The 22,598-nt window shown below is 68.2% G+C and carries 24 protein-coding genes and 1 pseudogene; 2 read left to right on the top strand and 23 right to left on the bottom strand.

Annotated features, from left to right (window positions below; all coding sequences use genetic code 11):
• Position 1: 1 nt before the first annotated feature.
• The 19 genes and pseudogenes from LADH09A_RS09565 to LADH09A_RS09480 form a co-directional block, all read right to left on the bottom strand.
• On the bottom strand, positions 2-1,333 hold the full coding sequence (locus LADH09A_RS09565) for a condensation domain-containing protein (RefSeq protein ID WP_238644520.1): 1,332 nt from the start codon (positions 1,331-1,333) through the stop codon (positions 2-4).
• Positions 1,334-1,412: 79 nt separating this feature from the next.
• Positions 1,413-2,294, bottom strand: a complete 882-nt coding sequence (locus LADH09A_RS09560) for an aminoacyl--tRNA ligase-related protein (protein WP_238644519.1) — start codon at positions 2,292-2,294, stop codon at positions 1,413-1,415.
• Between the two features lie 25 nt (positions 2,295-2,319).
• A complete protein-coding gene (locus LADH09A_RS31870; protein WP_238644518.1) occupies positions 2,320-3,147 on the bottom strand; it encodes an acyl-CoA dehydrogenase family protein in 828 nt (275 codons plus the stop codon).
• Positions 3,148-3,192: 45 nt separating this feature from the next.
• Positions 3,193-3,492: pseudogene (locus LADH09A_RS32060) on the bottom strand (acyl-CoA dehydrogenase family protein); the annotation flags it as partial.
• Positions 3,492-3,737, bottom strand: coding sequence for a phosphopantetheine-binding protein (locus LADH09A_RS09550; RefSeq protein ID WP_504854033.1), 246 nt, complete (start codon positions 3,735-3,737; stop codon positions 3,492-3,494). The gene LADH09A_RS09550 and the pseudogene LADH09A_RS32060, both read right to left, overlap by 1 nt.
• A 154-nt stretch (positions 3,738-3,891) precedes the next feature.
• Positions 3,892-4,122: an MbtH family protein gene (locus LADH09A_RS09545; RefSeq protein ID WP_238644516.1), complete on the bottom strand. Its 231-nt coding sequence runs from the start codon at positions 4,120-4,122 to the stop codon at positions 3,892-3,894.
• 13 nt (positions 4,123-4,135) lie between these two features.
• Positions 4,136-9,217, bottom strand: coding sequence for a non-ribosomal peptide synthetase (locus LADH09A_RS09540; RefSeq protein ID WP_274529282.1), 5,082 nt, complete (start codon positions 9,215-9,217; stop codon positions 4,136-4,138).
• 112 nt (positions 9,218-9,329) lie between these two features.
• A complete protein-coding gene (locus LADH09A_RS09535) occupies positions 9,330-9,827 on the bottom strand; it encodes a CYTH domain-containing protein (protein WP_238644514.1) in 498 nt (165 codons plus the stop codon).
• Positions 9,811-10,527 carry an HAD family hydrolase gene (locus LADH09A_RS09530; RefSeq protein ID WP_238644513.1) on the bottom strand — a complete coding sequence of 239 codons (717 nt, stop codon included), beginning with the start codon at positions 10,525-10,527 and terminating at the stop codon, positions 9,811-9,813. Before LADH09A_RS09530 ends, LADH09A_RS09535 begins: the two co-directional genes overlap by 17 nt.
• Positions 10,524-11,189 (bottom strand): hypothetical protein, encoded by a 666-nt coding sequence (locus LADH09A_RS09525; RefSeq protein WP_238644512.1) that lies wholly within the window; start codon positions 11,187-11,189, stop codon positions 10,524-10,526. The genes LADH09A_RS09530 and LADH09A_RS09525 overlap by 4 nt, the downstream gene beginning before the upstream one ends.
• Positions 11,186-11,836: an MOSC domain-containing protein gene (locus tag LADH09A_RS09520; protein WP_238644511.1), complete on the bottom strand. Its 651-nt coding sequence runs from the start codon at positions 11,834-11,836 to the stop codon at positions 11,186-11,188. The genes LADH09A_RS09525 and LADH09A_RS09520 overlap by 4 nt, the downstream gene beginning before the upstream one ends.
• Positions 11,833-12,804 (bottom strand): nucleoside-diphosphate kinase, encoded by a 972-nt coding sequence (locus LADH09A_RS09515; RefSeq protein ID WP_238644510.1) that lies wholly within the window; start codon positions 12,802-12,804, stop codon positions 11,833-11,835. Before LADH09A_RS09515 ends, LADH09A_RS09520 begins: the two co-directional genes overlap by 4 nt.
• A complete protein-coding gene (locus LADH09A_RS09510) occupies positions 12,801-13,778 on the bottom strand; it encodes an acetylxylan esterase (RefSeq protein WP_238644509.1) in 978 nt (325 codons plus the stop codon). The genes LADH09A_RS09515 and LADH09A_RS09510 overlap by 4 nt, the downstream gene beginning before the upstream one ends.
• Positions 13,765-13,983, bottom strand: a complete 219-nt coding sequence (locus tag LADH09A_RS09505) for a (2Fe-2S)-binding protein (protein WP_238644508.1) — start codon at positions 13,981-13,983, stop codon at positions 13,765-13,767. Before LADH09A_RS09505 ends, LADH09A_RS09510 begins: the two co-directional genes overlap by 14 nt.
• Entirely contained in the window at positions 13,980-14,951 is a 972-nt protein-coding gene (locus LADH09A_RS09500; protein ID WP_238644507.1) for a nucleoside-diphosphate kinase, read from the bottom strand. Before LADH09A_RS09500 ends, LADH09A_RS09505 begins: the two co-directional genes overlap by 4 nt.
• Before the next feature lie 19 nt (positions 14,952-14,970).
• Complete coding sequence (locus LADH09A_RS09495) at positions 14,971-16,242, bottom strand: hypothetical protein (protein WP_238644506.1); 1,272 nt, start codon at positions 16,240-16,242, stop codon at positions 14,971-14,973.
• A 151-nt stretch (positions 16,243-16,393) separates the two neighbouring features.
• The gene (locus LADH09A_RS09490; protein ID WP_238644505.1) at positions 16,394-16,633 is read right to left on the bottom strand and encodes a hypothetical protein; all 240 of its coding nucleotides are present in this window, start codon (positions 16,631-16,633) and stop codon (positions 16,394-16,396) included.
• A 262-nt stretch (positions 16,634-16,895) separates the two neighbouring features.
• Positions 16,896-17,165, bottom strand: coding sequence for a hypothetical protein (locus tag LADH09A_RS09485; protein ID WP_238644504.1), 270 nt, complete (start codon positions 17,163-17,165; stop codon positions 16,896-16,898).
• A 52-nt stretch (positions 17,166-17,217) separates the two neighbouring features.
• Positions 17,218-17,355, bottom strand: coding sequence for a hypothetical protein (locus LADH09A_RS09480; RefSeq protein WP_238644503.1), 138 nt, complete (start codon positions 17,353-17,355; stop codon positions 17,218-17,220).
• Between the two features lie 253 nt (positions 17,356-17,608).
• On the opposite strand from LADH09A_RS09480, the gene LADH09A_RS09475 reads away from it, so the two are divergent.
• Positions 17,609-18,091, top strand: a complete 483-nt coding sequence (locus tag LADH09A_RS09475) for a GNAT family N-acetyltransferase (RefSeq protein ID WP_238644502.1) — start codon at positions 17,609-17,611, stop codon at positions 18,089-18,091.
• Between the two features lie 323 nt (positions 18,092-18,414).
• On the opposite strand, the gene LADH09A_RS09470 is transcribed toward LADH09A_RS09475, so the two are convergent.
• Positions 18,415-18,924, bottom strand: coding sequence for a hypothetical protein (locus tag LADH09A_RS09470; RefSeq protein ID WP_238644501.1), 510 nt, complete (start codon positions 18,922-18,924; stop codon positions 18,415-18,417).
• A gap of 178 nt (positions 18,925-19,102) precedes the next feature.
• Here LADH09A_RS09470 and LADH09A_RS09465 point away from each other — a divergent pair, with 178 nt between their 5' ends.
• The gene (locus tag LADH09A_RS09465) at positions 19,103-19,357 is read left to right on the top strand and encodes a hypothetical protein (protein WP_238644500.1); all 255 of its coding nucleotides are present in this window, start codon (positions 19,103-19,105) and stop codon (positions 19,355-19,357) included.
• Positions 19,358-19,643: 286 nt separating this feature from the next.
• Here the strand turns inward: LADH09A_RS09465 and LADH09A_RS09460 are convergent, their stop codons facing one another.
• The 3 genes from LADH09A_RS09460 to LADH09A_RS09450 all read right to left on the bottom strand — a co-directional run bounded on the left by LADH09A_RS09460 (position 19,644) and on the right by LADH09A_RS09450 (position 21,915).
• Positions 19,644-20,399, bottom strand: a complete 756-nt coding sequence (locus tag LADH09A_RS09460; protein WP_238644499.1) for a hypothetical protein — start codon at positions 20,397-20,399, stop codon at positions 19,644-19,646.
• A gap of 106 nt (positions 20,400-20,505) precedes the next feature.
• Positions 20,506-21,126, bottom strand: coding sequence for a DUF4240 domain-containing protein (locus LADH09A_RS09455; RefSeq protein WP_238644498.1), 621 nt, complete (start codon positions 21,124-21,126; stop codon positions 20,506-20,508).
• Between the two features lie 285 nt (positions 21,127-21,411).
• Positions 21,412-21,915 (bottom strand): hypothetical protein, encoded by a 504-nt coding sequence (locus tag LADH09A_RS09450; protein ID WP_238644497.1) that lies wholly within the window; start codon positions 21,913-21,915, stop codon positions 21,412-21,414.
• Positions 21,916-22,598: the final 683 nt, after the last annotated feature.

The following is a 22,598-nucleotide window of genomic DNA, read 5'->3' as shown; positions in this document are numbered from 1 at the left end:
TTCATCTCTGGATGGCGAGTGCGCAGCGATCGGCCACCTGCCGCACGGTGGTGTCCGATCCGTCGGCCAGCCGGCACAGCTGGTCGTCGAACCACCCGGCCAGCGACCGCAGCTCCGAGGCCGGCAACAACCGAGGATCGGCGCGGATCACGATGGGCATCTCGGGGCCGAAGCGGACCTTGAGGTCGAAGCGGGGTCCGATCTGGCGGCGTGGCGTGGTCTCCTCCACGTGGGGCGGCGGATGGCCGTCCAGGCGGGCGGAGGGCCGGGCCACGACGTCGGTCGGCAGGAAGTTGAAGAAGTGGTCGAAGCCGAGCTCGATCTTCCGGTCCTGGCGCACCAGGTCGGTGATGGCGTCGAAGTCGTACATGCCCATCCGGTAGGCCTTGAGACCCGACGCTCCCAGACGGGACAGGAACTCGGTGTACGTGGCCGCAGGCGTCCCGAGATCGACCGGCAGCGGCACGTACTGGTTCATGGAACTGACGATGGCGTTCCACCGCGGGTCGAAGCGGTTGCCGGACTGCAGGGTCAGCACCGGCCGGGTGGCGCCGGTGACCACGCCGCAGGCCACCGCGGTCAGCGACAGCAGAAGGGTGTGCGGCGAGGCGTTGGTGCGGGCGGCAAGGAGTTCCAGCGCCGCGCGTGCCCGCGTCGAATACAGGACGGCCTCGATCCGACCCGGGATGTCTCCGTCGGACAGCGGGACCGGGAAGTGCTTTTCCGGCAGCGTGTCCAGGAGCTTCTGCCAGTGACGCACCACCGCGTTGCGGCGCGATCGATTGGCCTCGGACCACTGCTCCGCGGCGAGGTCCCTCGGTGCGGGCGCCGTCTCGGCCAGCCACTGCCGACCCGCCTCGTTCGGCGAGCCCAGCAGCGCCGACAGCTCCGCCATCAGGCGGATCACGCCGTAACCGTCGGAGACGATGTGGTCCACGACGATGACGACCGCGTGCGGAAGCCCGTCACGGGTGACCACGGCGAACCGGCGGCCGAACTCCTTGTCCCGGACGATCCGGTCCCTGGCCAACTGCCCCGCGACCACGGCGGCGTCGTCGTGCTCGACCACCTCGACGGTCACCGTCTCCTGGGCCGGCACGACGTGTTGGCGAGGCCCCAGCGGAGAGTCCACGAACAGCGTTCGCAGCGACTCGTGTCTGCGGCACAGGGTGCTGACCGCCCGGACCGCCTCGTCGACGGTGGTGCCGGGCGGGACCGGAACATGTTCGCGCAGGTACGTCTCCGAGAAACGCTCCAGCGGATACGTCTCCATGACCCGCCATACCGACAGCTGCCCGAAGGTCAGCGGGCTCGACGTACGTTCGTCGGTCATGATCTGACCCCCTGTTCCTGGCTGGGCGGCGTGACCCGAGCGGCGAGTGGACATGCGGGCACGTGGTGCGGAGAGCGCGTCACCTGCCGGTCCCGCCCAACCCCAGGGCGCCGCGCACGGACGCTGGCCATCGCTCCGGTGATTCTCCGTGCGCCGCGATCAGGGCCAGCACGATCCGCTCCAGTCCGAACGCCGCGCACGCGGTGTGCGCGACGTCCCCGCCCGTCCGAATGTCGAACAGCCCACCGAAGTGATCCTTGTGGTAGTTCGCGCTCGCTATCGCCTGCGCCTGGCCGGTGCCGAGATCTGCCCGCAGCTCCCACTTGAGCTCTTCCTGCCGCTGGGGTGGCGCCATCATCCGGGCGGCGTCGCCGAAGAACGGGTCCGTCGCGACCTCCACGGACGTCTTCAGGCCGAGCCCGTCGAACCAGGTGCGGGCCCGCGTCAGCCACTCGTCCCGCCATGCGGGCACGTCGTCGGGGCCGCCGATCCGCACGACCTCGCGCATCCGGAAGCTGCGCAACCTGCCCAGCTCGCTGCTGCCCTCGTGCCGGTAGCACGACGCCTCGGCGGTCATCGTCACCGGCTGCGCCAGCGTCTGGTGCGCCACCAGCGGATACAGGTGATAGCAGGTCGCCGGCAACGCCACGACGTCGCTGATCGTCTGTTCGCTGTGCCAGGGAGCGCCGTCCGCCAGCCGGGCGGCCTGGACCGCACGCCACCGCCGGTTGTCTCCGACGAAGGTGTGCAACGTCCCGAGCAGGTTCGGGAACGCGTCCACGTAGCCGAGGCGTTCCAGAAGCGCCCGCGAGATGACGGGTGGTACATGGAACGCCTGCGTGTCCTCCGGCTCGGCGAAGCCGAGAATGGACGAGCGCAACCCGTCGACAACCGCCTCGAACGCGGAGTTCAGCACGCCGACGCCGGGAACCTCGGTGGGAATGAGCGACGCGGCGAGCACGTCGGTGTTGTCCAGGGTGTCTATGTCACACCTTCTTCATGAGGCTCAGTCGCGCGTTGGTGCTGAGCAGCCGTTCATTACCGATCATGAGACGGGCCGAGTAGAGATCGCGCAGATGCCGCGCCACCGAGACCGGCCCGTCCTCGGAGTAACCCGCCATGCCGCAGATCTCCAGCGCGGACCTGGCGACATCGACCGTCGACGTGGAACCCAGCACCTTCAGGTCGTTGAGCAACAACGTGAGCGTGGGACCGCCGTGTGCCCCCAGCGCGGCGGGGTCCGTCCAGATGGGCTGGTAACGGCGGGCCGCCTCGGTCAGCAGGGCCCGGGTCTGCGCGAGCGCGGCACCGGCGGCGGCCAGCCTCGGCTCCACGTGGTTCCCGTCGGACCGCGTTCGTTGGCGCACCACGGACTGGGCCCGGCGGAAGGCATCGGTGGCGATGCCCATCCAGCAGGCGGTCCACAGGAGGTGCGACAGCGGAACCATCGTGGCCTCGGCGATCTCGCCGAACCCGACGGGCAGGACGTGCGTCGCCGGCACGGTGGCCACCACGTCGAACCCCGGGCTGCACGTGCCCCGCATACCCATGGGATTCCACTCTGGCCCGGCCGGTGTGAGCGACGTCTGGTCCGCCTCCGCGTACACCGCGACCTGGTCGGTCGCCGGTGCGTCAGCCGTCCGGCGAGCGGTGATCAGGAAGGCCCCGGCCTGCTGACCGTAGGAGACAGTCGGTGCGCGCTTCTCCAGCCGCACCATGTCACCGTCGGGCACCACCGCTGCCGAACTCGTCCGCAGGCTGCCGCCGATCCCCCGCTCCGAGGTGACCGAGGCGACCAGCGTTCCCCCCGTCACGATCGAGGGGAGAAGATCAAGAACCTTTCCACCCCCATGCCGTACGAGGCACGCGACCTGAACCTGGTGCATCGCCCAGATCATGGCCGTGGAGCCGCACCCGCGTCCGAGTTCGATCCCTATCTGGATCAGGTCTTCGAGGGTGCAGCCGAGACCGTGGTAATCGGTCGGGCACGCCGCGTTGAGCAGCCCGGCGTGATGCAACGCGGCGACGGACTCCGCCGGGAAGCTCGCCTGCCGATCTGCTCGGACCGCGTTCTCGGCGAGGATCGCGGAGGCTTCACGAGGCGAATGCGCACCGCCATTCCTCGTGGAAGTGCTCGGCAGGTCACGGACGCCGGGCATCAGGCGGCAGTCTCAGTGACACAGGGCGCACCGGTCAGGTCGCGCACCGCCTGCGTGATCGCCTGCACCGAGGAGAACGTCTCGCGGGTCAACGCCTCCTCAGGAAGCTCGATCTCGAACTCCTCCTCGATGGCGATCATGACCCGCACCACCTGCATGGACGTGATGCCTGCGGACCACAGGTCCGTGTCCGGCTGAAGGTCGAGGGACGACGAGTCCATGCAACCTCTCACAATCTCCTTCACCAGGTCTTGCAAGGCTTGTCTCCCATCGTTTCCAACTGAGGTCGGCTGCCGTGATCGGCGACGAGCGCCGCCGGAGAGGGTCGGGCCATCGACGCGGCACGCACGTGGTCAGGCACCATGCGGTCGCTCGTCCCGGCGTCTTGATCCCGCTGTTTCAGGCATGGCGCACACCTTCGGAATCCATGGCCTCCCGCAGGCTCCGGGGGCGGATGTCCGGCCAGTGCTGCTCGACATAGGCCAGGGCGGCAGCCCTGTCACATTCACCGAACACAACGTGCCAGCCGTTCGGCACGTCAGCGAAGACCGGCCACAGGGAATGCTGCTTCTCGTCGTTGACCAGCACGAAGAAGTGGCCGCTCTCGTCATCGAACGGATTGGTGGTCATGGTTCCTCCGAGCCTAGGATTCGTTCGTCAGCAGAAGTCGGTCCGGTGCGCCCGAGGCGACGGGACGCATCCGCCGCAGTGTCGGGCGAGCGGCTGACCTGCCGCGCAGGCAGCGGGAGATCGCGGCCACGGTCGGGCCGTCGAAGAGATCGCGGATGTCGAGCTCGCAGCGCAACTCCGTGCGGATCCGGTTCACCAACCGCGTCGCCAGGAGCGAGTGGCCGCCGAGGCTGAAGAAGTCGTCGTCGACGCCCACCGTCTCGACCCCGAGCGTCTCGGCGAAGAGTCGGCACAGCGTCGCCTCTTCCGCGGTGCGCGCCGGTCGCCCCCCGGAGAGCACCTCCGTGTAGTCAGGAGCGGGCAGCGCACCACGGTCGAGCTTGCCGTTGGGCGTCAGCGGCAGTTCGGTGAGTGGCACCACCACCGACGGCACCATGTACTGCGGCAGCCTGCTGCCGGCCTGCGACCGGATCTCCGCCAGGTCGGGGGCCCGGCCCTTCTCGCCGACCACGTAAGCCACGAGACGGTGACCAACGGCCTGCTCGGCACGGGCGAGAACAACGGCCTGGGTGATCCCGGGCATGGCCGTGAGAACGCTTTCGATCTCCCCGAGCTCTACCCGGAAGCCCCGGATCTTCACCTGGAAATCGGTACGACCGAGGAAGTCCAGACTGCCGTCCGGACGCCAGCGGACCAGGTCGCCCGTGCGGTACATGCGCGTGCCGGGCGCTCCGTGGGGATCCGCGACGAACCGCTGTGCCGTCAGCCCAGGTCGGCGGAGGTACCCGCGCGCGACCTGCGCTCCGGCGAGGTAGAGCTCACCCGGCACACCGACCGGGACCGGCTGCAACCGGTGGTCCAGCACGTAGGTCCGCACGTTCAGGATGGGCGGGCCGATCGACGCGGTACGACCGGTGCTGATGGTCCCGGCCTGGACGGCGCACCCGGTGACGGCGTGGGTCTCGGTGGGACCGTAGTAGTTGTAGAGACAGCGATCAGGCCGGCCCTCGTAGAGAGCACGGACCGATGACGAGAGGTCCAGCGCTTCGCCGGCCTGAGCCAGGTGACGCAGAGCATCCAGTCGCGTCCCCAGCCGCTGGGCAGCGGCTGCGACGCTCTCCACCACCGACATCGGCGCGTACAGCTCCTCAACGGCGCAGCGGTCGAGCCAGCGGGTCAGCTCGTCGGGATCCCTACGGATGTCATCCGGCGGCACGCCGAGGGTCTTACCGCTGGTCAGCGCAGAGAAGATCTCCTGAGCCGCGACGTCGAAGCTCAGCGAGGCGAACTGGGCGACCACCGTCCCCACACCACCACCGGGCACGAATCCCGTGTGCCACGCCAGCAGATTGACCAGGGCCGCGTGGTGCATCACGACTCCCTTGGGCCAGCCGGTCGAGCCCGAGGTGTAGATGACGTAGACCGGATGCGACGGCCGCAGCGGGCTCACCCGCTCGTCGCCGGCGATGTCCGCGCCGGAGAGGGCATCGAGCCGGGCACGGATCTGCGGGCTGCGAACATCGATCGTGAGTGAGCCGACGTCGCCGATCGGAGCACCGCCGACGGTCAGCACACAGGCCGGCGTGGCGTCACCCAGCATGTAGGAGATGCGATCCGCCGGGTAGCCCGTATCGACAGGCAGATACGCCGCACCGGCCTTGACGACGGCGAGCACCGCGATGACCTGCTCGATCGACCGGGGAACCGCCACGGCCACCACCGCCTCGGGACCGATGCCATGGCCGATGATCAGCCGGGCGAGCCGGTTCGACCGCTCGTCGAGCTGCGCGTAGGTCAGCGAGCTCTCCTCGAAACGCACGGCGACGGCACCGGGTGAGCGGGCCGCCTGCCGTTGCAGCATCTCGGGCAGCAACATGCCGTCCACCGTTCGCCGTGTGGAGTTCCAGTCCTCCAGGACCTGCCGGCGCTCGGTGGCGGACAGCATGGGAAGGGCGTGCACTGGGGTGCCCGGATCGCCCACGGCGGCCTGGAGGATCCGCAGCAGGTACCCGGCGAGCCGAGTGACGGTGGAATGATCGAAGAGGTCCACGGCGTAGTCGATCGAGAGATCGACGCCGCTCGGAGCGCCGTCCTCCCTGGTCGCCGGGGTGAAGTTCACCAGGAGATCGAAGGTGGCCGCCTTCGCACCCGACTCATCCACCTCGACGGTCAGATCCTCGAGGCTGAGCGCGGGATGGCGGGGATTCTGCGCTGCCAGAAGCACCTGGAACAACGGGTGCCTGGACGGAGTCCGGACCGGGTTCAACACCTCCACCAGCACTTCGAACGGCAGCTGGTCGTGGTCGAAGGCCGCAAGGTCGGCGTCGCGGACCCGAGCCAGCAGCTCGGTGAAGGACGGATCGCCCGTCAGGTCGGTACGCAGGACGAGCGTGTTGACGAAGAATCCCACCAGCGGGTCGAGATCGCTGTCGCTGCGACCCGACACAGGGCTTCCGATCGGGATGTCCGTTCCCGCACCCATCCGTGACAGGACCACGGCCAGCGCCGCGTGGAACACCATGAACAGCGTCGCCCCGCCGTCGCGCGCCAGACGCGTCAACTGCTCGTGCAAGCCCGCGTCCACCCTCAGGTCGACGGTGCCGCTGCGGTGCGACGATCGCCCGGGACGTTGCCGGTCGTACGGGAGCGCGATCTGATCAGGGAGGCCGCTCAACGCCGCGCGCCAGTAGCCGAGGTCCCGAGCAGTTGTGCCGGACGGGTCGGTGGCATCACCGAGCTGCTCGCGTTGCCAGACGGCGAAGTCCGCGTACTGAAGGGGCAGGGGTCGCAGCGCGGACGCATGACCGGCCCGCCGTGCGGCGTAGGCCGCGAGGTAGTCGGAGACGAACGGCGCGATCGACCAGCCGTCGCAGGCCACATGGTGGAAGACGAAGAGCACGGCATGCTCGTCCGCAGGTGTCGACAGCACATAGGCCCGGGCCGGTGGCTCGCTGGACAGATCGAATCCGCGGTGGAGCAGGTCATCGCGACGGACGGTCATCTCCTGCCGAGTGGCACATCGCAGCACCTCCGGCTCTGCGGTGCACTCCTGCGGTGTGAGCACGCGTTGCACGGGTGCTCCGTCGTCGGTGTCGGAGAATACGGTGCGCAGGGTCTCGTGCCGGGCCCGCACGTCGTCCCATGCCGCCACCGCGGCTGCGGTGTCCAGCGGACCTCGAACCCACAGCGTCAGCGGAAGGACGTAGGAATCGCTACCTGCTTCCATCCGACTGAGGAACCAGAGCCGTTGCTGGGCGAACGACAGCGGGATGCGCTGCGGACGTGACGGGAGGACAGGGATCCCCGCCGGCGCCGCCGCCGATACCTCACCGTCGGCGAGCACTTCGGCGAGCTCCCGCACTGTCCTGCGAGTGAAGACCTGCCGCATGGACAGCACGGAGCCCATCTCCCGGCGTACCAGGCCGATCAGCCCCGCGGCCAGCAGCGAGTCCCCACCCAGTTCGAGGAAATCGTCGGAGGCACCGACCGTGTCGAGCCCGAGCACCGCGGCGATCAGTGCGGCCAGCCGGCGTTCGGTGGCACTGCGAAACGAGCCGTCCGCACTCACCGGCAGCGCGGGCGCCGGCAGGGCGGCGCGATCGGTCTTGCCGTTGGGCGTCAACGGCAGCCGGTCGAGGTTGACGACCGTCCACGGAACCATGTAGTCGGGCAGCGCCTTGGCGAGCAGTGCGCGGGCCTCCGCCGGCTCGGGCAGGTCTCCGACAGCGCCGACCAGGTACAACACGATGCGCCGGTCGCCGGGGCGATCCTCGCGAAGCAGGGCCACCGCGCGGGTGACGCCCGGTACAACCGTCGCGGCGGCCTCGACCTCACCCAACTCCACCCGGAAGCCGCGGATCTTGACCTGTGTGTCGGCCCGGCCCACGAACTCGAGATCCCCGTCCGGACGCTGCCGCACGAGGTCGCCCGTCCGGTACATCCGGGTGCCCGGCGCGCCGTTCGGATCCGCCACGAAACGCTGGGCGCTCAGAGCGGGTTGCCCAAGGTAGCCACGAGCGACGCCGGTACCGCTGATGTAGAGCTCACCGACGACGCCGACGGCGACCGGGGTGAGCTTCTCGTCGAGCACGCGGATTCCGGTCTGCCGGATCGGGGTGCCGATCGGCACCGTTACGTCGTGCAGTTCGAGCGCGTCGTCCAGCTTGCGGGCGGTCGACCAGATCGTCGTCTCCGTCGGTCCGTAGACGTTCGTCGCCTCCGCCGCGGCAGCTCGTAGCCGGCGCGCCAGCAGCGGCGGCAGAGATTCGCCACCGACGAGAACCCGGATGCCGCTGAGATCCGGTTCCGCCGCGTCGAGAAGGCTCTGCCACATGGCCGGCGTCGCCTGGGCGACCGTGATGTCCCGCGTGAGAAGCGACGCCAGCGCGATCGGATCGCCCTGTTCCTCCTGCGTGGCCAGCACCAGTCGCGCGCCACTCATCAGCGGGGCGAACAGTTCGAGACCTGCGATGTCGAAGCCGATGGTGGTGACGGCCAGGAAGCGGTCGCCGGTGGTCAGGGCGAGCCGTGCCACGAAGTCGTCGAGGAGGTTCATCAGATTGCCGAGGGTGTTGACCACCCCCTTGGGCACTCCGGTGGATCCCGAGGTGTAGAGAACGTAGAAGGCGTGCGCTGCGGACACGTCCGGCCGCGGCGGCTGCCGTACCAGATCCTGGTCTTCGCCAGGCACGTCGATCAGGACGCGTCGCGCCTGATCGGCGAACGTGATCGTGGTTTCGGTGCCGCTGTCGGTCACCAGCAGCGACGGCCGCGCGGCCTCCACGATGCGCCGGTTGCGAGCGCTGGGGTGCGCCGGGTCCAGCGGCAGGTACGCGGCGCCGGTCTTGCCGATGGCCAGCAGGGTGACGACCAGTTCGACGGTGCGCGGCAACGCGACCGCGATCAGCCGCTCCGGGCCCGAGCCGGCGGCCGCGAGCCGGGCGGCGAGGTCGTCCGACGCTTCGTCGAGCTGCCGATAGGTCATGCTGCGTCCACCGCAGACGACAGCGAGCGATGAGGGCGAGGACCTTGCCCACTCGGAGACGAGGCGAGCCGGTGTACGCCGGGTCGCTCGGCGATCAGGCTCTTCGGTCATTCCAGCCCCCTTGTCGGTTCCCATGAGTCAGGTCGGACAGCGCGCAGGTGGGGCCCCGGGCTCTCGGCCCCGATGTGGCCGATCGACCTACCCTCCGAGGCGTCCCACGACCTCATGCGCCTGAACGACAACCGGATGGCTCGCTCTGCGGCAGACCGGCGTGAGCGAGCGTGCGGTTCTTGTACGCCTCCGCGCCCGTGATCTCCGGCCCGAGCCAGGACGGTGGCCGAAAATCCTCCGCCTCCGACTCGGATCCGAACTCGATCTCCGCGGTCAGGAGTCCCGCCAGCTCACCGCGGTACTGGTCGATGTAGAACACCGCGCCGTCGCGGCTGACGACATGACGGGTCTTGCAGAGCCGCGTGCCCGCGGTTGCCGGCCACAGGTCACCGAACTCCTCCTCGCTGATCGGAAGTTCGACCTCCACGCGGGACATCGCTCCGACCTTGCGCTTCACACCCAGCAGAAGCTCCGATCCGCTGCGGCGCAACCGGACCTCGATGCCGTTGGCACCCGCCGCGAGGTAGCCCTGTTCGAGTTCGATGCGAGCGCAGCCCGCCGGCGCGACGAAGTCGTCGATGAGGAACTTGCGCTCAATTTCGAGAGCCATGCACGCTCTCCCGCCCTGCGGACGCCGTGACCAGACGGGGCAGATCACGCATGTCGGTGAACACCGTCGTGCCCGGCTGCTCGAGCCAGTCCGCCGGGGTCAGGCCACCCGCGTAGCCGAAGCAGCGCATCCCGGCCGCGGCGGCCGCCTGCACCCCGTAACGGCTGTCCTCGATGACGACACATCGCCGCGGCTCCACGCCGAGGCTGCGCGCGGCATACAGGAAGAGGTCGGGCGCGGGCTTGCCCTGCCGGACCTCGTGCGCGCTGAAGATCCTGCCCTGGAACCTCGGGTAGAGCCCGGTGCGGCCGAGGGTGTGGCGCATCTTCTCCTGGCTCCCGCTGGACGCGATGCAACGACGGTCGGCCCCCAGTCCCATCGCCTCCAGGGCGTCGAGCGCCTCGTCGATGCCGTCCACGATGGACAGGTCCGCATCGACGGACTCGGCGTGTCCCACCCGGAAACGCTCGTCCCAGTCGAGCGCGACCGCCTCGCCCAGCCGCTCGGCGATCTGAGCATTGATGGAGGTGGTCGAACGGCCGATGAAGAGCTGGACGACCTCGTCGGCGGTGAGCGGCCAGCCCATCTCCGCGCCGATCGCGACGTGTGTGCGAACAGCGATGGGCTCACTGTCGACCAGGACGCCGTCGCAGTCGAAGATCAGGAGGTCCACCGGCTCCTGAAGCGTGGCCTGGGTCACTTGATGACGTCCTGGCTGATCAGGAGTTGCCGGATCTCCTCGACCCGTTCCGCGCCGAGACGCCGTTTCGCCTGGTCCTCCGGCTTCTCCGCCTTCTGCCCGTACTGCCACCAGGCCTCGCCGGTATTCCGGTTCATGACCAGGAAGCGGTCCTTCGCGGCAGGGCCACGGACGATGAGCGACGTCGTGCCCGGAGGCGAGGCGACCGTGTGCACCATGGTGTGGCGGATGAGGTAGCCGGAGCCGGCCTTCTCCTCGCGCACGAGGGCCGGCGTGCCGATCCGCGTCTCGGGGGTGAGCTCCTCGTAGTCACCGAACAGGTAGTGGTGGTAGCTACCGTGCAACAGGCGGCTACCGAAGCTCCACCGGTGGTTGTGCGGCCGGTCGAAGTCGCTGCCGGTGAAGAGGTGCAGACGTACGCGAACGTCGCTGTTCTTGTCGCTGACCAGCACCACCCGGTCGAGTTCCTGCAGCCGCTCACACTGGTTGAGCAGTTCCGGAGTGCGCAGCACGTGGTCGAAGGCATCGTTGAGCCAGGTCGGGGAGCTGGCCAGGTCATCCAGAAGCTCCTCCATCGGACCGAGCAGCTTCGGCATGTCCGTCCAGTCCAGTGCGGCCAGGCGGGCGGGGTCGATCAGTGGAGCACCGGTCGTCTGTGTCATGCGCCTATCTCCTTCTTCTGTGCGGCCAACCAGTGGCGGGCCTTCTCGTGGTGTTTGGGAAGCATTTCCGGAGCGTTGAGGAACAGCGGGAGCAGGTGCCTTTCCGACGTCAGCGCCCGCAACATGATGTTGATGGTCACGCCGTGTCCCGGCTTCTTGACGATGTCGATCGGATCCCCGGCACCGACCGTTCCCTCTCGGAGAACACGCAGGTAGGCGCCCGGCGCACCGTTCGCGATGAAGCGCTTCACCAGGTCCGGAACATCCCAGAAGCCGGCGAAGACCTGACAGGGTTTGCGTGCGCGAATGACTTCGAACACCGCTTCGCCGATGGCCCACTGCTCACCCACCTCGGCGTTGGTGATGTCCAGGCCCTCGGTGCTGAAGTTCTCTCCGAAGTTGCCCGGCGGAATCGGGCGTTGCAGCTCTTTCTCCCAGAAGACCGCGTCCTCCCGGGCGAATGCGTAGACGGCCTTGTTCGGACCACCGTGCACCGCGAGGTTCGCGACGAGGTCGCCCTCCAGACCGTGGGTCCGGGCCATGACCCGATGCGGCACGGGCCGCTTGTCGATGCCGCTACGGCCGACGCCGGTCCAGGCGCCGCGTCGCTCGACGCCGAGATTGAGGGTGGAGAGGATCGCGCTCATGATGCGGCTGAACCTGTTGCTCTGCGACGCCACTCCTCGGTGACGTTCGGCACCGTGGGCGTCACCCCGGGGATGTTCATGTCACCGAGCAGGTGCGTGACCACCGTGAGCAGATCCCACCTCCCGGGCGCCTCGACGGGCACCGCACGAGTGAGTGCCAGCAGCTCGTCCAGCGACGGCGTGTCGCCTCGCGCCCGACGCTGGGCAGCCTCGGCCGTCGGCCCCTCCCCCGCCGCCAGCCTCGTCCAGCTGCGCTCGATGTCGAAGTCGTGCGGGGGGTGCCGCGCCTCGAGATCGGCGAAGATCTCCAGCACCTCCGCACGCGCGTCGTGGTTCGCCAGGATCCGTTCCCGGGTCTGCGTGCGACGCGCCTCGTCACTGATCACGGCCAACTCACGCATGACGTCGGCGAGTTCGTCGGAGATGTGGGTGAAGTTGAACAGGCCCTGCACGACACCGAGCTGGTGACGCAGGTGGGTGGGTTGGCGTAGGGCGGGATCGGCGGGTCCTTTGAGGGCGTTGAGCCGAACCGCCGCCGGCACCGCCCCGGGCGTCCAGCGCTCGTCGCGCAGGACGAGAGCGACCGTGTCGATGCTGGGCAGGATGGCGTCCATCGCCTCGACCCGATGCCGGGTGGCGATGTTGAACTGGTAGCGCCACACCTCCCGGATGGTCATCCGGTCGTGTCGGAAGCGAATGGCATCGACCGGGCGGAATCCCGCCTGCTCGAGGGCGCGCAGCGCGGGAACCAGCCGGCGACCGGCGGTTGCCTCCGCCTTGAGCATGCACAGAGAGATGCTTCGCATCTCGGCGACGATGTCCCCGAAAGCCCAGTAGGCCTCGCGGAAGTAGTGGTCGACCGCGTAGAGATCGGCCTTCTCGCTGGACCAGGTCACCGCGTGGCGGACATCGCGCGGAATCTCACTGAGCCGGTCCACCGGTGACCCCTCCTGACGAAGCGCCGTCATCGAACATGTCCTTCCTGCGCGAGAATCGGAGGGCCGGCACTGTCGCGCCGCTCGGAGAGAACCTCCGCAAGGAAGTCGGCCTCGGCCAGCCGCAGCGGAGTGTTCGGGGCGGCGTGCTCGGCGAGCGGCCAGACGTGCAGGCGTTTGTCCGCGGTGTAGGCAGCGTGAGCCGCCCGGCCGGTTTCCGGCGCACAGCGTTCGTCCCGTCCGGCGACGGAGAAGAGGGCCGGGCACCTGCCGTACGCCGCCAACGTGGTGACATCGAAGAATCCGAGTGTGTTTGAGGCCCTGGGCAGCAGGTCCGGATAACTTCCGGCGAAGCGAAGCATCTCGCGGTACGGCTGGCGGTCCGGTAGCCGGTTCAGATCCCCGACGTCGGAGAGGAAGGGCGATTCGATGAGAGCCGCGGCGACACCGGGGCTCAGCACCGCCGCGGCCAGTGCCAACTGGCCACCTTGGCTGCACCCGGCCGTGCTGATGCGGGTCGGATCGACCTGCGGCTGCCCGGCTGCCCACGCCACCGCCCGGTAGGCATCCAGGTAGGCGTCGCGGTAGTAGTAGGTCGCCGGTTCGAGGATGCCGCGCGTGGTGAACCCCGGCATCTGGGGATGAACGAGTCCGACCGGATCGGGGGTGGCACCCGCCCGCCCCGAGGACCCGCCCTGACCCCGGGTGTCGACCACGAGCGTGGCGTAGCCCAACGCGGGCCAGAACAGGCGGTCCACCGGATGTCCCCGCCCCTCGCCGTAGCCGAGGAACTGCACCACGCACGGCAGAGGCTCGGCCTGACCTGTGGGCACGACGAACCAGCCACTGATGCGGTGGCCGTGAGCGCCCGCGAACGAGATGTCGTAGACGGCGTGGTGCGCCAACGGGCTCGCTACCGCGACGCATGACGCGTCCAGGGGAATTCCGTCTGTCTGCTGGACAGCCTCTCGCCAGAACTGCCGCAGCACGCCGTCAGCGGGAGCCAACCGGTGCCTCCGGCGCGGGCCGCGAGGCCGCCTCGTCGGTCTGAAAGTCCTCGATCAGCTCTTCGAGCGAGTCGTGGCAGTCGCTGCAGCCGGTGCCGGCGTCGCAGTACTCGCCGAGGCCCTCGATCGTGACGACGCCGCGCTGAATCCAGCCGACGATCTCGTCCTCGGTGACGCGGTTACAGACGCAGACATGAGTGCTCACGACGCCTCCTGCCAAGCTTCGAGCAGGACGTTCGGATAGATCCGTTCGATATCCGGAACGTTGAAACGCACGGTGTCGGTCAGCACCGTGAGCAGGTCCCAGAATTCCGCCCGCCGCGCGTCCGGATGGTGAGCGGCGGCGAGCAGGTCCACCGCGCTGATCCGCTCGCCTGTGCGCTGCCTGCGTGCCAGGTCACCGACCGGGGCGTCGGATTCGGACAGCCGCTTCCAGCTGTTGCCGATGTCCAGGTCGTGCGGTTCGGTGACGGCCTCGATCGCGGCGAAGGTCTCCTCGCACTCGGGGCCCGCGTCGTGACGCGCGCACACCCGCCGGAGAACGCGTTCCCGGTCTTCCGGCGGCAACAGCACGCTCAGGTCCCGCAGCACGTCCAGCGGTTCGTCGGTGGTGTGGATGAAGTTGAACAGGCCGTTGATGGCACCGAGACGTTCCCGCAGGTGCTCGGGCCGGCGGAGTCGAGCGGTGGCCGGGCCCTTGAGAGAGGCCAGCCGTACGGCTCCGGGCACACCGCCGGGCCGGTGACGTTCGTCTCGAAGAACCAGCAGCACACAGTCGAGGGACTGCAGGTACAGGTCCATCGTGGCGATCCGGTGCCGGTCGGCAAAGTTCAGCTGGAATCGCCAGGTCTCGCGGATCGTCAGCCGGTTGTGCCGTACCCGAAGGACGTCCACGGGGGTGAAGCCGTGTTCCCGGAGGGCCTGAAGCGCGACGCCGTACCGCCGGCCCACGGCGGCGTCCGGCTTGAGCACGCACAAGGCGATGCCGAGGACGTCCTGGATGTGGTCCCCGAAGGTCCAGGTCGCCTCCCGGAAATAGTTGTCGGCCCCGAACAACCGAGCCTTGACCGGCGAACGCGTCAGAGCTGCCAGCAGGTCTGCCGGGATGTCGTGCATTCGCGATGTCGCGTTCCCGCCGGTATCCATGGTCACTTCGTTCATCCCTGCCCCCAATCCACGGCGCCGCGCGGCTCTAGATGAGCGCGAACCGCTGCCGCTTCGCGTCCACGAAACAGCCCTTGTCGAACGGCCCGGCGTTTAGGTCGAGCTCGGGGAAGAAGGTGCGATAGGCGGTGAACGACACGAGGTGCCAGATGTCGGCCTCGGGGATTCCGAGCGCGCGCACGTTCTCGATCTGCTGATCGATGGGCTGGGTGCCGGCCGCGACGACGCCCTGCTCCTGGTACCACAGGTCGCTGCCGGGCTCCTGGTGTAGATCCTGGCCCGCCAGACGCGCGACGTCACTGCGGTCGGTCATGAGCATCATGTTCGACGGGCCGACAATCTCGATGGCACGTTTGGCGATCGCGAAGTCGACGTGCTCGCCGTCGAAGTTCAGGCAGGCCGCGATGCGCCCCTGGTGGGCGCCCCGCATGATTGCCGCCGGCACGGGCCCGACCTGCTCGTGCAGATCGGCCAGGTTCCACGACGGGAGGTCGTATGCGGCCAGAAGCTGGTCCCGGTTCGCCCGGGCCCTGGAGGTCCGGAAGGCATGCTTGATCAGGAGCGGCATCTCGTTGAAGAGGTGGTCGGTGACGACCCGGACCCCCGAGTGCGGGCAGTCGGCCGCCGCGGCCGCGGCGAGGACCTCCTCGATACAGTCGGCGCCCAGCTGCGGATTCTCCTTGGCGAAGTGACCGAGCGCGGGACGCACGCCACTCTCGACGAGCCGGGTCACGATCCACTCGAGGGACGGGTGCTCCGGAGTGAACTGGGCTGCCAGATACGAGCTGGACTGCAGGGCGTCGGGCGACAGCATGATGTAGACCAGACCGAGCGGGCCGCAGCCGGCGAGCTTCTCCCATTCCTCCTTGGAGGGAGCCCAGACCGACGAGGCCGGCGTGCCGCCGAAGCTGGCGACGAGCGGGCCTTCCAGCGCGATGGCCGGCACGAACGGGAGTTTTCCGTCCGCCTTCAGGGCCGCGAACTCTCGCATGAACGCGACGAATCCGTCGAGTCGCTCCTGACGCAGATACAGCGTCGGGATGCAGAGAAGACCCTCCGAGGCGGCGTGCCGATCGACGGCATACAGATCGATCTCGGCGAAATTGGAGAAGTCGACGGTTCCCAGCCCGTGACAGTGCACTTCGACCGGCAGAGACGGAACCAGATACGGCTCGTCGGCGCCCAACTTCCGAGCCTCGTACTTGTCGATGTTGATCAGGCCGTCACGTCGTTCCGCGAATGCACCGAATGAGCCAGCAGGATCGATCCAGGCTTTCGAGGAAGGAGTGAAATCAGACATTGCCACACAGGCCTTCCATGGGTCGCAAGCAGGGTGAGCCGCCAAAAGGGCTCGCTGAAATGCCGGCGGCGACAGGCGCATGATGAGGCCCGGACGATCCAGGCCAGGTCATGCGGGTCGGGCCGAGAAGAGCCGAAGACGGGGTGAACTGTCACCCTCGACGGAGAATCACCGGAACCAGGTCAGCCCATCGGCCGAACTCGCGGCTGCCCGCATCGGAAGAAATCCGCAGACACATCCATAGTTGTACCCCTCCCCCGTTGATCGCCGACCGCCCCAGCAGGACGGTCGACGGTCGGCCATGCTCCAGGCGAGAAAGCCCGCCGGAACTACGCCGTGGTTCAATAGCCGCACTCACCAGCGAATGCAGCACCTGGATGATGGTGATCATCCGAGGCATGGGAGCGACTCAGGCATTCACCGTCGCCGACATCCATGATCAAAATAGACGGACTCGAATCCGCTGTCAACTGATCGCTGCCGATTTCCTTTTTGCGACCCCCGAAAATCAAAAACGAGGATTGCCCGTTTCGGGAGCATCGCGAAGAGCGCGGCATTTACAAGATCGAGATTTGACGGGGTGATGGGTTCCGGGGAAGCCACGCGCCGTCTTCGGCAGCGGCAACGACGCTCTCGTCCGTCGCCGCAGCGGGTCATCCCTCAGCGTTGGGTCGGCTGTGCACCACCAGCTCATTGATCTCCAACCGGCCGATGCGCAGCTCCCGCACGACCGCTCGGCGGATCGCCAGCCGCCCGATGACCAGCGCCCCGACGGCCACGGCCCCGACGGCCAGCGCCCCCACCGCGAGGGCGCCGAGCGATGCCGCTCCCGCAGCCCGCGCGCCTGTCGCCGCCGCGCCCGTCGCCACCGCGCCGTTCGCGCGCGTCCCCGTCAACCGCACCAGGCGTGCCTCTCGCTTCATCCCCCCATTGTGTGCGTACCACCGGCCCCCCGCTCCCCAGAGATCCCGGATGTCACCCACTGCCCCGACCCTTGCTCTGCCGCCCCGCGCCGACCTCCACCAGGTGCCCGCCCCCAGCAGTCCACGCCGTCACGTGCCGGGCGGGGCAGGCGAACACGACGCCGGAGACGCGCCGCAGGCGCTCGTACATCGCCGAGCTTGCGGTAGCAGTCGGGCACGCTGAAATGCAACGACGGTTGCTCTTCGAGACCTCGTCCGCAGCCGTGGCGGCACGCCGCGCCGTGAATGCGGTTGCAGCGCCCCGTAGGATTCCGACCATGAGTTGCTTCGCTGCCTGTCGCACCCGCCACTGAGGGTCGGCTCGCCGCCGTTCCGGCCGCTGGCTGACCATCTGATGCCCGTTTTGTTGGCTTTCAGACCCTCAGCTCGGAAGGCACACTCACATGCGTATCCGCTCGTTTCTTCAGCATGACCTTGCCCGGCTCACCGAACTGACCATCGAGACGTTCAGGCCGTTCTATGAAGAATCCTTCCGCCCTCTCGTGGGCGAGAACGTCTTCGCCAACCAGCACGGCCGGTGGCGCGACGACTACGTCGAGCAGGTTGCCGGGCTCCACGACCCCGCCGAGCACCGGTACGTCGCGGTCGCTGAGATCGACGGCGCCATCGCCGGCTATGTGGCCTGGTCAGTAGACCCCGGGCGCCGAAATGCCAGTGTCACGATCCTCGCCGTGTCCGCGGAGCACCGCCGGCTCGGCGCGGGCACCGTGCTCTGCGACTATGCGTTCGCCGCGATGCGGGACCTCGGCGCCGAGGTCGTCACGATCGGCACGGGCGGGGACGAGTTCCATGGGCCCGCCCGAGCGCTGTACGAAGCACTGGGGTGCACGCCGCTGCCGATCGCCGTCTACTACCGGGAGCTCTGATCTGACCGGGGCGGGGCGCGTCACGCGCCCCGCCCCGGGGCACACCAGCTCGACGGGCCCGTGCCAACCGTGCGTCAGGCGGGATCGGGTGCTGTTGGCGCCGCAGCCCGTAGGCCCCGCCAAGTCGACCTCTGCCGCCTCGGGGATGAGAGCGGACGGAGGGGCGATGACGACAGCTGTCGTCATCGCCCCTCCCCTGTGCCACCACCCCAAGGTGCGCGGCCAAGGTCAGCTCTTGAAGACGGTCTGGTCTCCACGACCCTCGGCTTCGAGCTGTTCGTCGCCGTCCTCGCGGCCCGCCAGGGTGGCCTGGCCGGTCGTGACTACGGCAGCAACCACGGTGCCGCGTACGACCCAGTGGTTGCCTCGGTCGAGAACGCCCAGCCTCCCGCTGGCGCGCTCTGCAGCCGGAAGTAGACGCTGGCGACGTACGCCGAGCTGACCGGGCGGAAGTCGACCTCACTACGCCAGGTCTGCCCGTTCGGGGCGCAGAAGTCGGACAGGCTGTCGGTGTCGGTGGTGGTCACCCCGTTCTGGTAGACCACGACCATCTGGATTCGGACGCACTCGCCGGAAGCATTGTTGATGTAGAGGCGCCCGACGAGCCGGGGCTCCCACCTGCCGGCAACGAGGTCCCACTCCAGCCGGCCGTCGGACTTGGGTCTTCCGGAGACATTGCCCAGGTCGCCGTCGCCGAAATCGAAATGCTGCTCGGTGATGGAGAACCGGTCGGTCCGCTGCACCGCCGCCTGAGCCGGGTTCGCCCCGATCAAGCCCAGTACACACACCCCCGCCAGGATCACGATCCGTCGCGCCATCGCGCTGATCCGCATGGTTCCTCCTCGATCGCGCCGCGGTCGTTCCGCAGCGTCCTGGCACCGAGTCTTTGCCGGAGGATCAGTGTCAGGTCACAATCCGATCAGCACGGCGACAGCGCACGCCGGTCGTCGCGCCCTGACGACCGATGGCAGTCGGCACGTGCGGGCTCCGCCCGGAGGAGGAAGAGTGCCGATGAGCCGCTATTCGATGGACGAGCGCGAGGCCTTCGTGGCCATGTCCCGGTTCGTGTGGCAGTTTGCGAACCGCGCCGGGGACGACCTGCTCACGCTTCTGGGAGACATCGGCGTCGAGGCAGACGGAGGGACAACGGACCCCGCCGCGTGGAACGACTGGTTGGCCTGCGTTCGCTCCGTGGTAGGCGATGCAGAAGACCCGGCCGGTGGCTCGGCCGAATGTCCCGGCATGAGCCGCATACGAAGCCGGTGACGGCCACTCAGCCCGAGAATCGGATTGGCGTGCACGGCGGGGAGTGACGCCATCGCGCAGCGTCGGTGTCTGTTCGGCCCGTCGAGTACACGAACCTGACCGGCGTTGACCGCTGCATCGGACAGGCTGCGGGCACGGCTGGCCGAGCGCCTACGCTGACGCCCGTGGAGGGCATCGGGGCTGGAGTCATGTTGCTGTGTGGCGCGCTGAGTTGCCTCTTGTTCTGCCTCATGCTGTGCGCCGTCGCTGCGGCATGGGCCACTCGGCCCGACCGTAAGCGCTGACCCTACAGCTCGACCTCTGCGTTCCGAAGGAACGACCGCCCGTCCTTTACCTGGGAAAGGAAGGATCGGGCGGCCCGCTCACCAGCACGGTTGCGGGCCCACACTGCCCATCGGGCACCAGCGCCGGGAAACACGGCAGCGAACGTCTTCCAGACGTGTAGCCGGAAGCCGTCTTGCTCCCACCAGCGCTCGGTGTATCCACACGCCTCGCGCATCAGGGTCAGGCGCGCCGCGTGTGCCTCGACCGCTGCCAGACCAGGCGCGTCGTCCAGCGATACCGGGATCCACGTTGCGCACTCTTGGTAGAGCGCCTCGGCTTCGAGCAGGGCGTCGACGTTAGGGAAAACGGGCACCAGCGGCGGCGATTGGGGACCCGCGAAGCAGTACACCACGGTGCCGCCGCCACGCAGCCAGATCGCGTACGGGTGCGCGACGTCGTGCTCAATGAGGTCGGCCATCGCGTCCCGGTCCTCGCGGCCGTAGTCGTCTGCTGCCCACGGGACCGGTACGAACGTGACGGTCTCTTCGAACGACCAGGCGAGGCTGCGATAACGCAGCCCCCCGTATCGAGCCGCGGTTCGCCGAAACAGGGCCAGCGTCGCCTCGACGTCCACGCCTGGCAGCCGCCGCAGCAGCGGCCGGAGCTCGTCCGTCGTAGGTCCATCCGACAGGTCGATCGACGTTCGCTCCGCGGCATGTCGGAGGAAGCGGGTGGCTCTCGGCGACAACCCCGAAGGATCGTCCAGGACGTGACGCATAACCTCAATGATCGAGTACACGCGCCCGGACCTACGTGACACTCTGGTGTCAGGACCTGCGTGACGTTCTAGGCCGCACAACGCCTCGTCACGGCCGGTACAGGGACTACTTCGGCGCAAGCCGGTGGGCGAGGAACAGAGAGGCGAGTCTGGGTAGACGGCGTCGCCACTCGTCTTCGTCGCGAAGATCCCAGCGGTCGTCCGCGGGCTTCGGGTTGCCGGTCGGCTCAGGGAATTCCGACTCCACAGCGTCGGCGGCGTCCCAAAACGCGTCATCGTCGCCGGTCCGACGCGCATATGCCTTCTGCGCCGCGAACAGAAGTTCTTCATCACCGATCCAGAGATTCTGCCCGTTCGAAGCACTGATCTCTCGAACCGCATCGTGGTCGGCGAGTGAGTCCGGTCGGCTGACCACTGCCTCGAAGGCGCTCCTGCCTAGGCCGACGAGGCCTGCCCGGAAGTCGGAGAACCCGTCGTCGGACAGAAACCCATGCTCGATGACCCAACATGCCGCGCAGGTGTCCCAGTTGTCGACCTGGTCGAGCACCTCGTCGAGCAGACGATCGAAGGCGATTATGTCCGGCAGCGCAAGCTGGCTCAGCTCTTCCACAAGCATCTCAGCCACCGCGCTCGGCTGACCATCTTCGCGGGCTCGGTCTGCCGCTGGGCCGGCCGCCGTTCGTGCCCGCTCCACAACCTGCCAGAACCCATCCACGTCCACGGCCATCAGTGTCCCCTCCCACTGTGACAATCGGGAACATGCCCTGAGCTGGGGGCCTCACGGTGACGCGGGTGAAGGGAATCGAACTCGCACTGTCAACTGGGGAATCTGCTTGATCCCCGCGCGAGCAGTAACGGCGGCCGGCTGACGAGCGGCGAGTGTCAGGCTTTCGCGGCTGCTGATGTGCCGGTGATGGCTATGTTGGCTACTGGTTCGGCATGGATCGAGCACAGCCAGCGCCTCGGTCCGAACCTCAGAGACTGCAGCGCCTGTCCCGGAAGCCGGGACCTGTCATTCCCACAGATCGACACGCTTGTCGCCGGCCGGGTCCGTCTCCCCCAGAGACTCATGGAGCCCCCCGATCTCACGGCCCGTCGGATTGCACTCCGCGTCGGTCTCGACCAGGTGCCAGCCAGGGTCGCTCTCTCGCGCGTTCGGGTCGCCGCCCTCGTCGAGGATGCACACTGCGGCGACGACCGCCTCGTACGCTCCAACTCGCGCGACCAGCAGCACATCGTGGGGATCCGCGCCTGCCGCAATCAGCCGCCGCGCGGCCGCCACGTCGCACAGAGCACTGGCATCCAACCACGGGGATATCGCGTCCCGCCACAGGGCACGCAACACCATGAACCGAGCCAGCTGCGGAATGTTCTCGCTGATCTCCGACCGGGCCCACTCCTCCGGGTCGTGGGCTCCAAGCTCCTTGAACCTCTCCGCGAGGGATGCAGCAGAATCGCGGACGTCCGGCGGCAGAGTCCTCAGCCACTCATCCCACGTAGGCCAGGAAGAAGTCACCACCTGATCCTGCCCCTGCCTCGTCCACTGACCAATCCAGGGCCCGGCACGGTGTCTCTGATGCCGTCGAGGGACATCGGCCCTTGCTCGTGCCCGTCGTCACCCAGGTTGTCCCCATCTAGAACGTCGATCCTCAGCGAACACGTCGCCACCACCACGGTCAGGTCAGCGGTGCGGTGGGATTCGGCCAGCTGATCGCTCGATACTGGCGGTCCAGGGGAGCGATGAGCCGGATCAGCGCCCCCGCGAGACCACGCCGGCATTTCCTCCAAGACCCAGTCCAGTCGGTCACGCGGATCACTGGGCCCACAACAGGGGCAGCCATAGTGCGGACTGTCCGTGCTGTACGCGCCGCGCTTGTAGACAGACGATCGCCACGATCGATATGCGGAGGCGAACGACCGATCCAACCTGCGTCGTCGAAGCTCTGCGGCCACCCTGGGCGGCATGTCCGGCAGCCGGATGCGGTCGGCGAGCCTCTGCTCAGGCGCTCCGCCAAGGGCGCGCACAGCGCCCGGACGCCTACGCCCCATCGGCCTTTCTGCTCTCAGCCATGATTCAGAGCATCACGCCCGCACTACACCATGTCCAGGCGCTCAGGCGAACTGCCAGCCTGGACACCATCAGCGGCAGACCTGCGCACGGACCTCTGCGACCGCGTCGGCAAGGGCTTCCACTCCCCC

The organism is Micromonospora cabrerizensis (assembly GCF_022230955.1).
Taxonomy (GTDB): domain Bacteria; phylum Actinomycetota; class Actinomycetes; order Mycobacteriales; family Micromonosporaceae; genus Micromonospora; species Micromonospora cabrerizensis.
The sequence above is the reverse complement of the archived record's forward strand: the minus strand, read 5'-3'. Positions and strand labels throughout refer to the sequence as shown.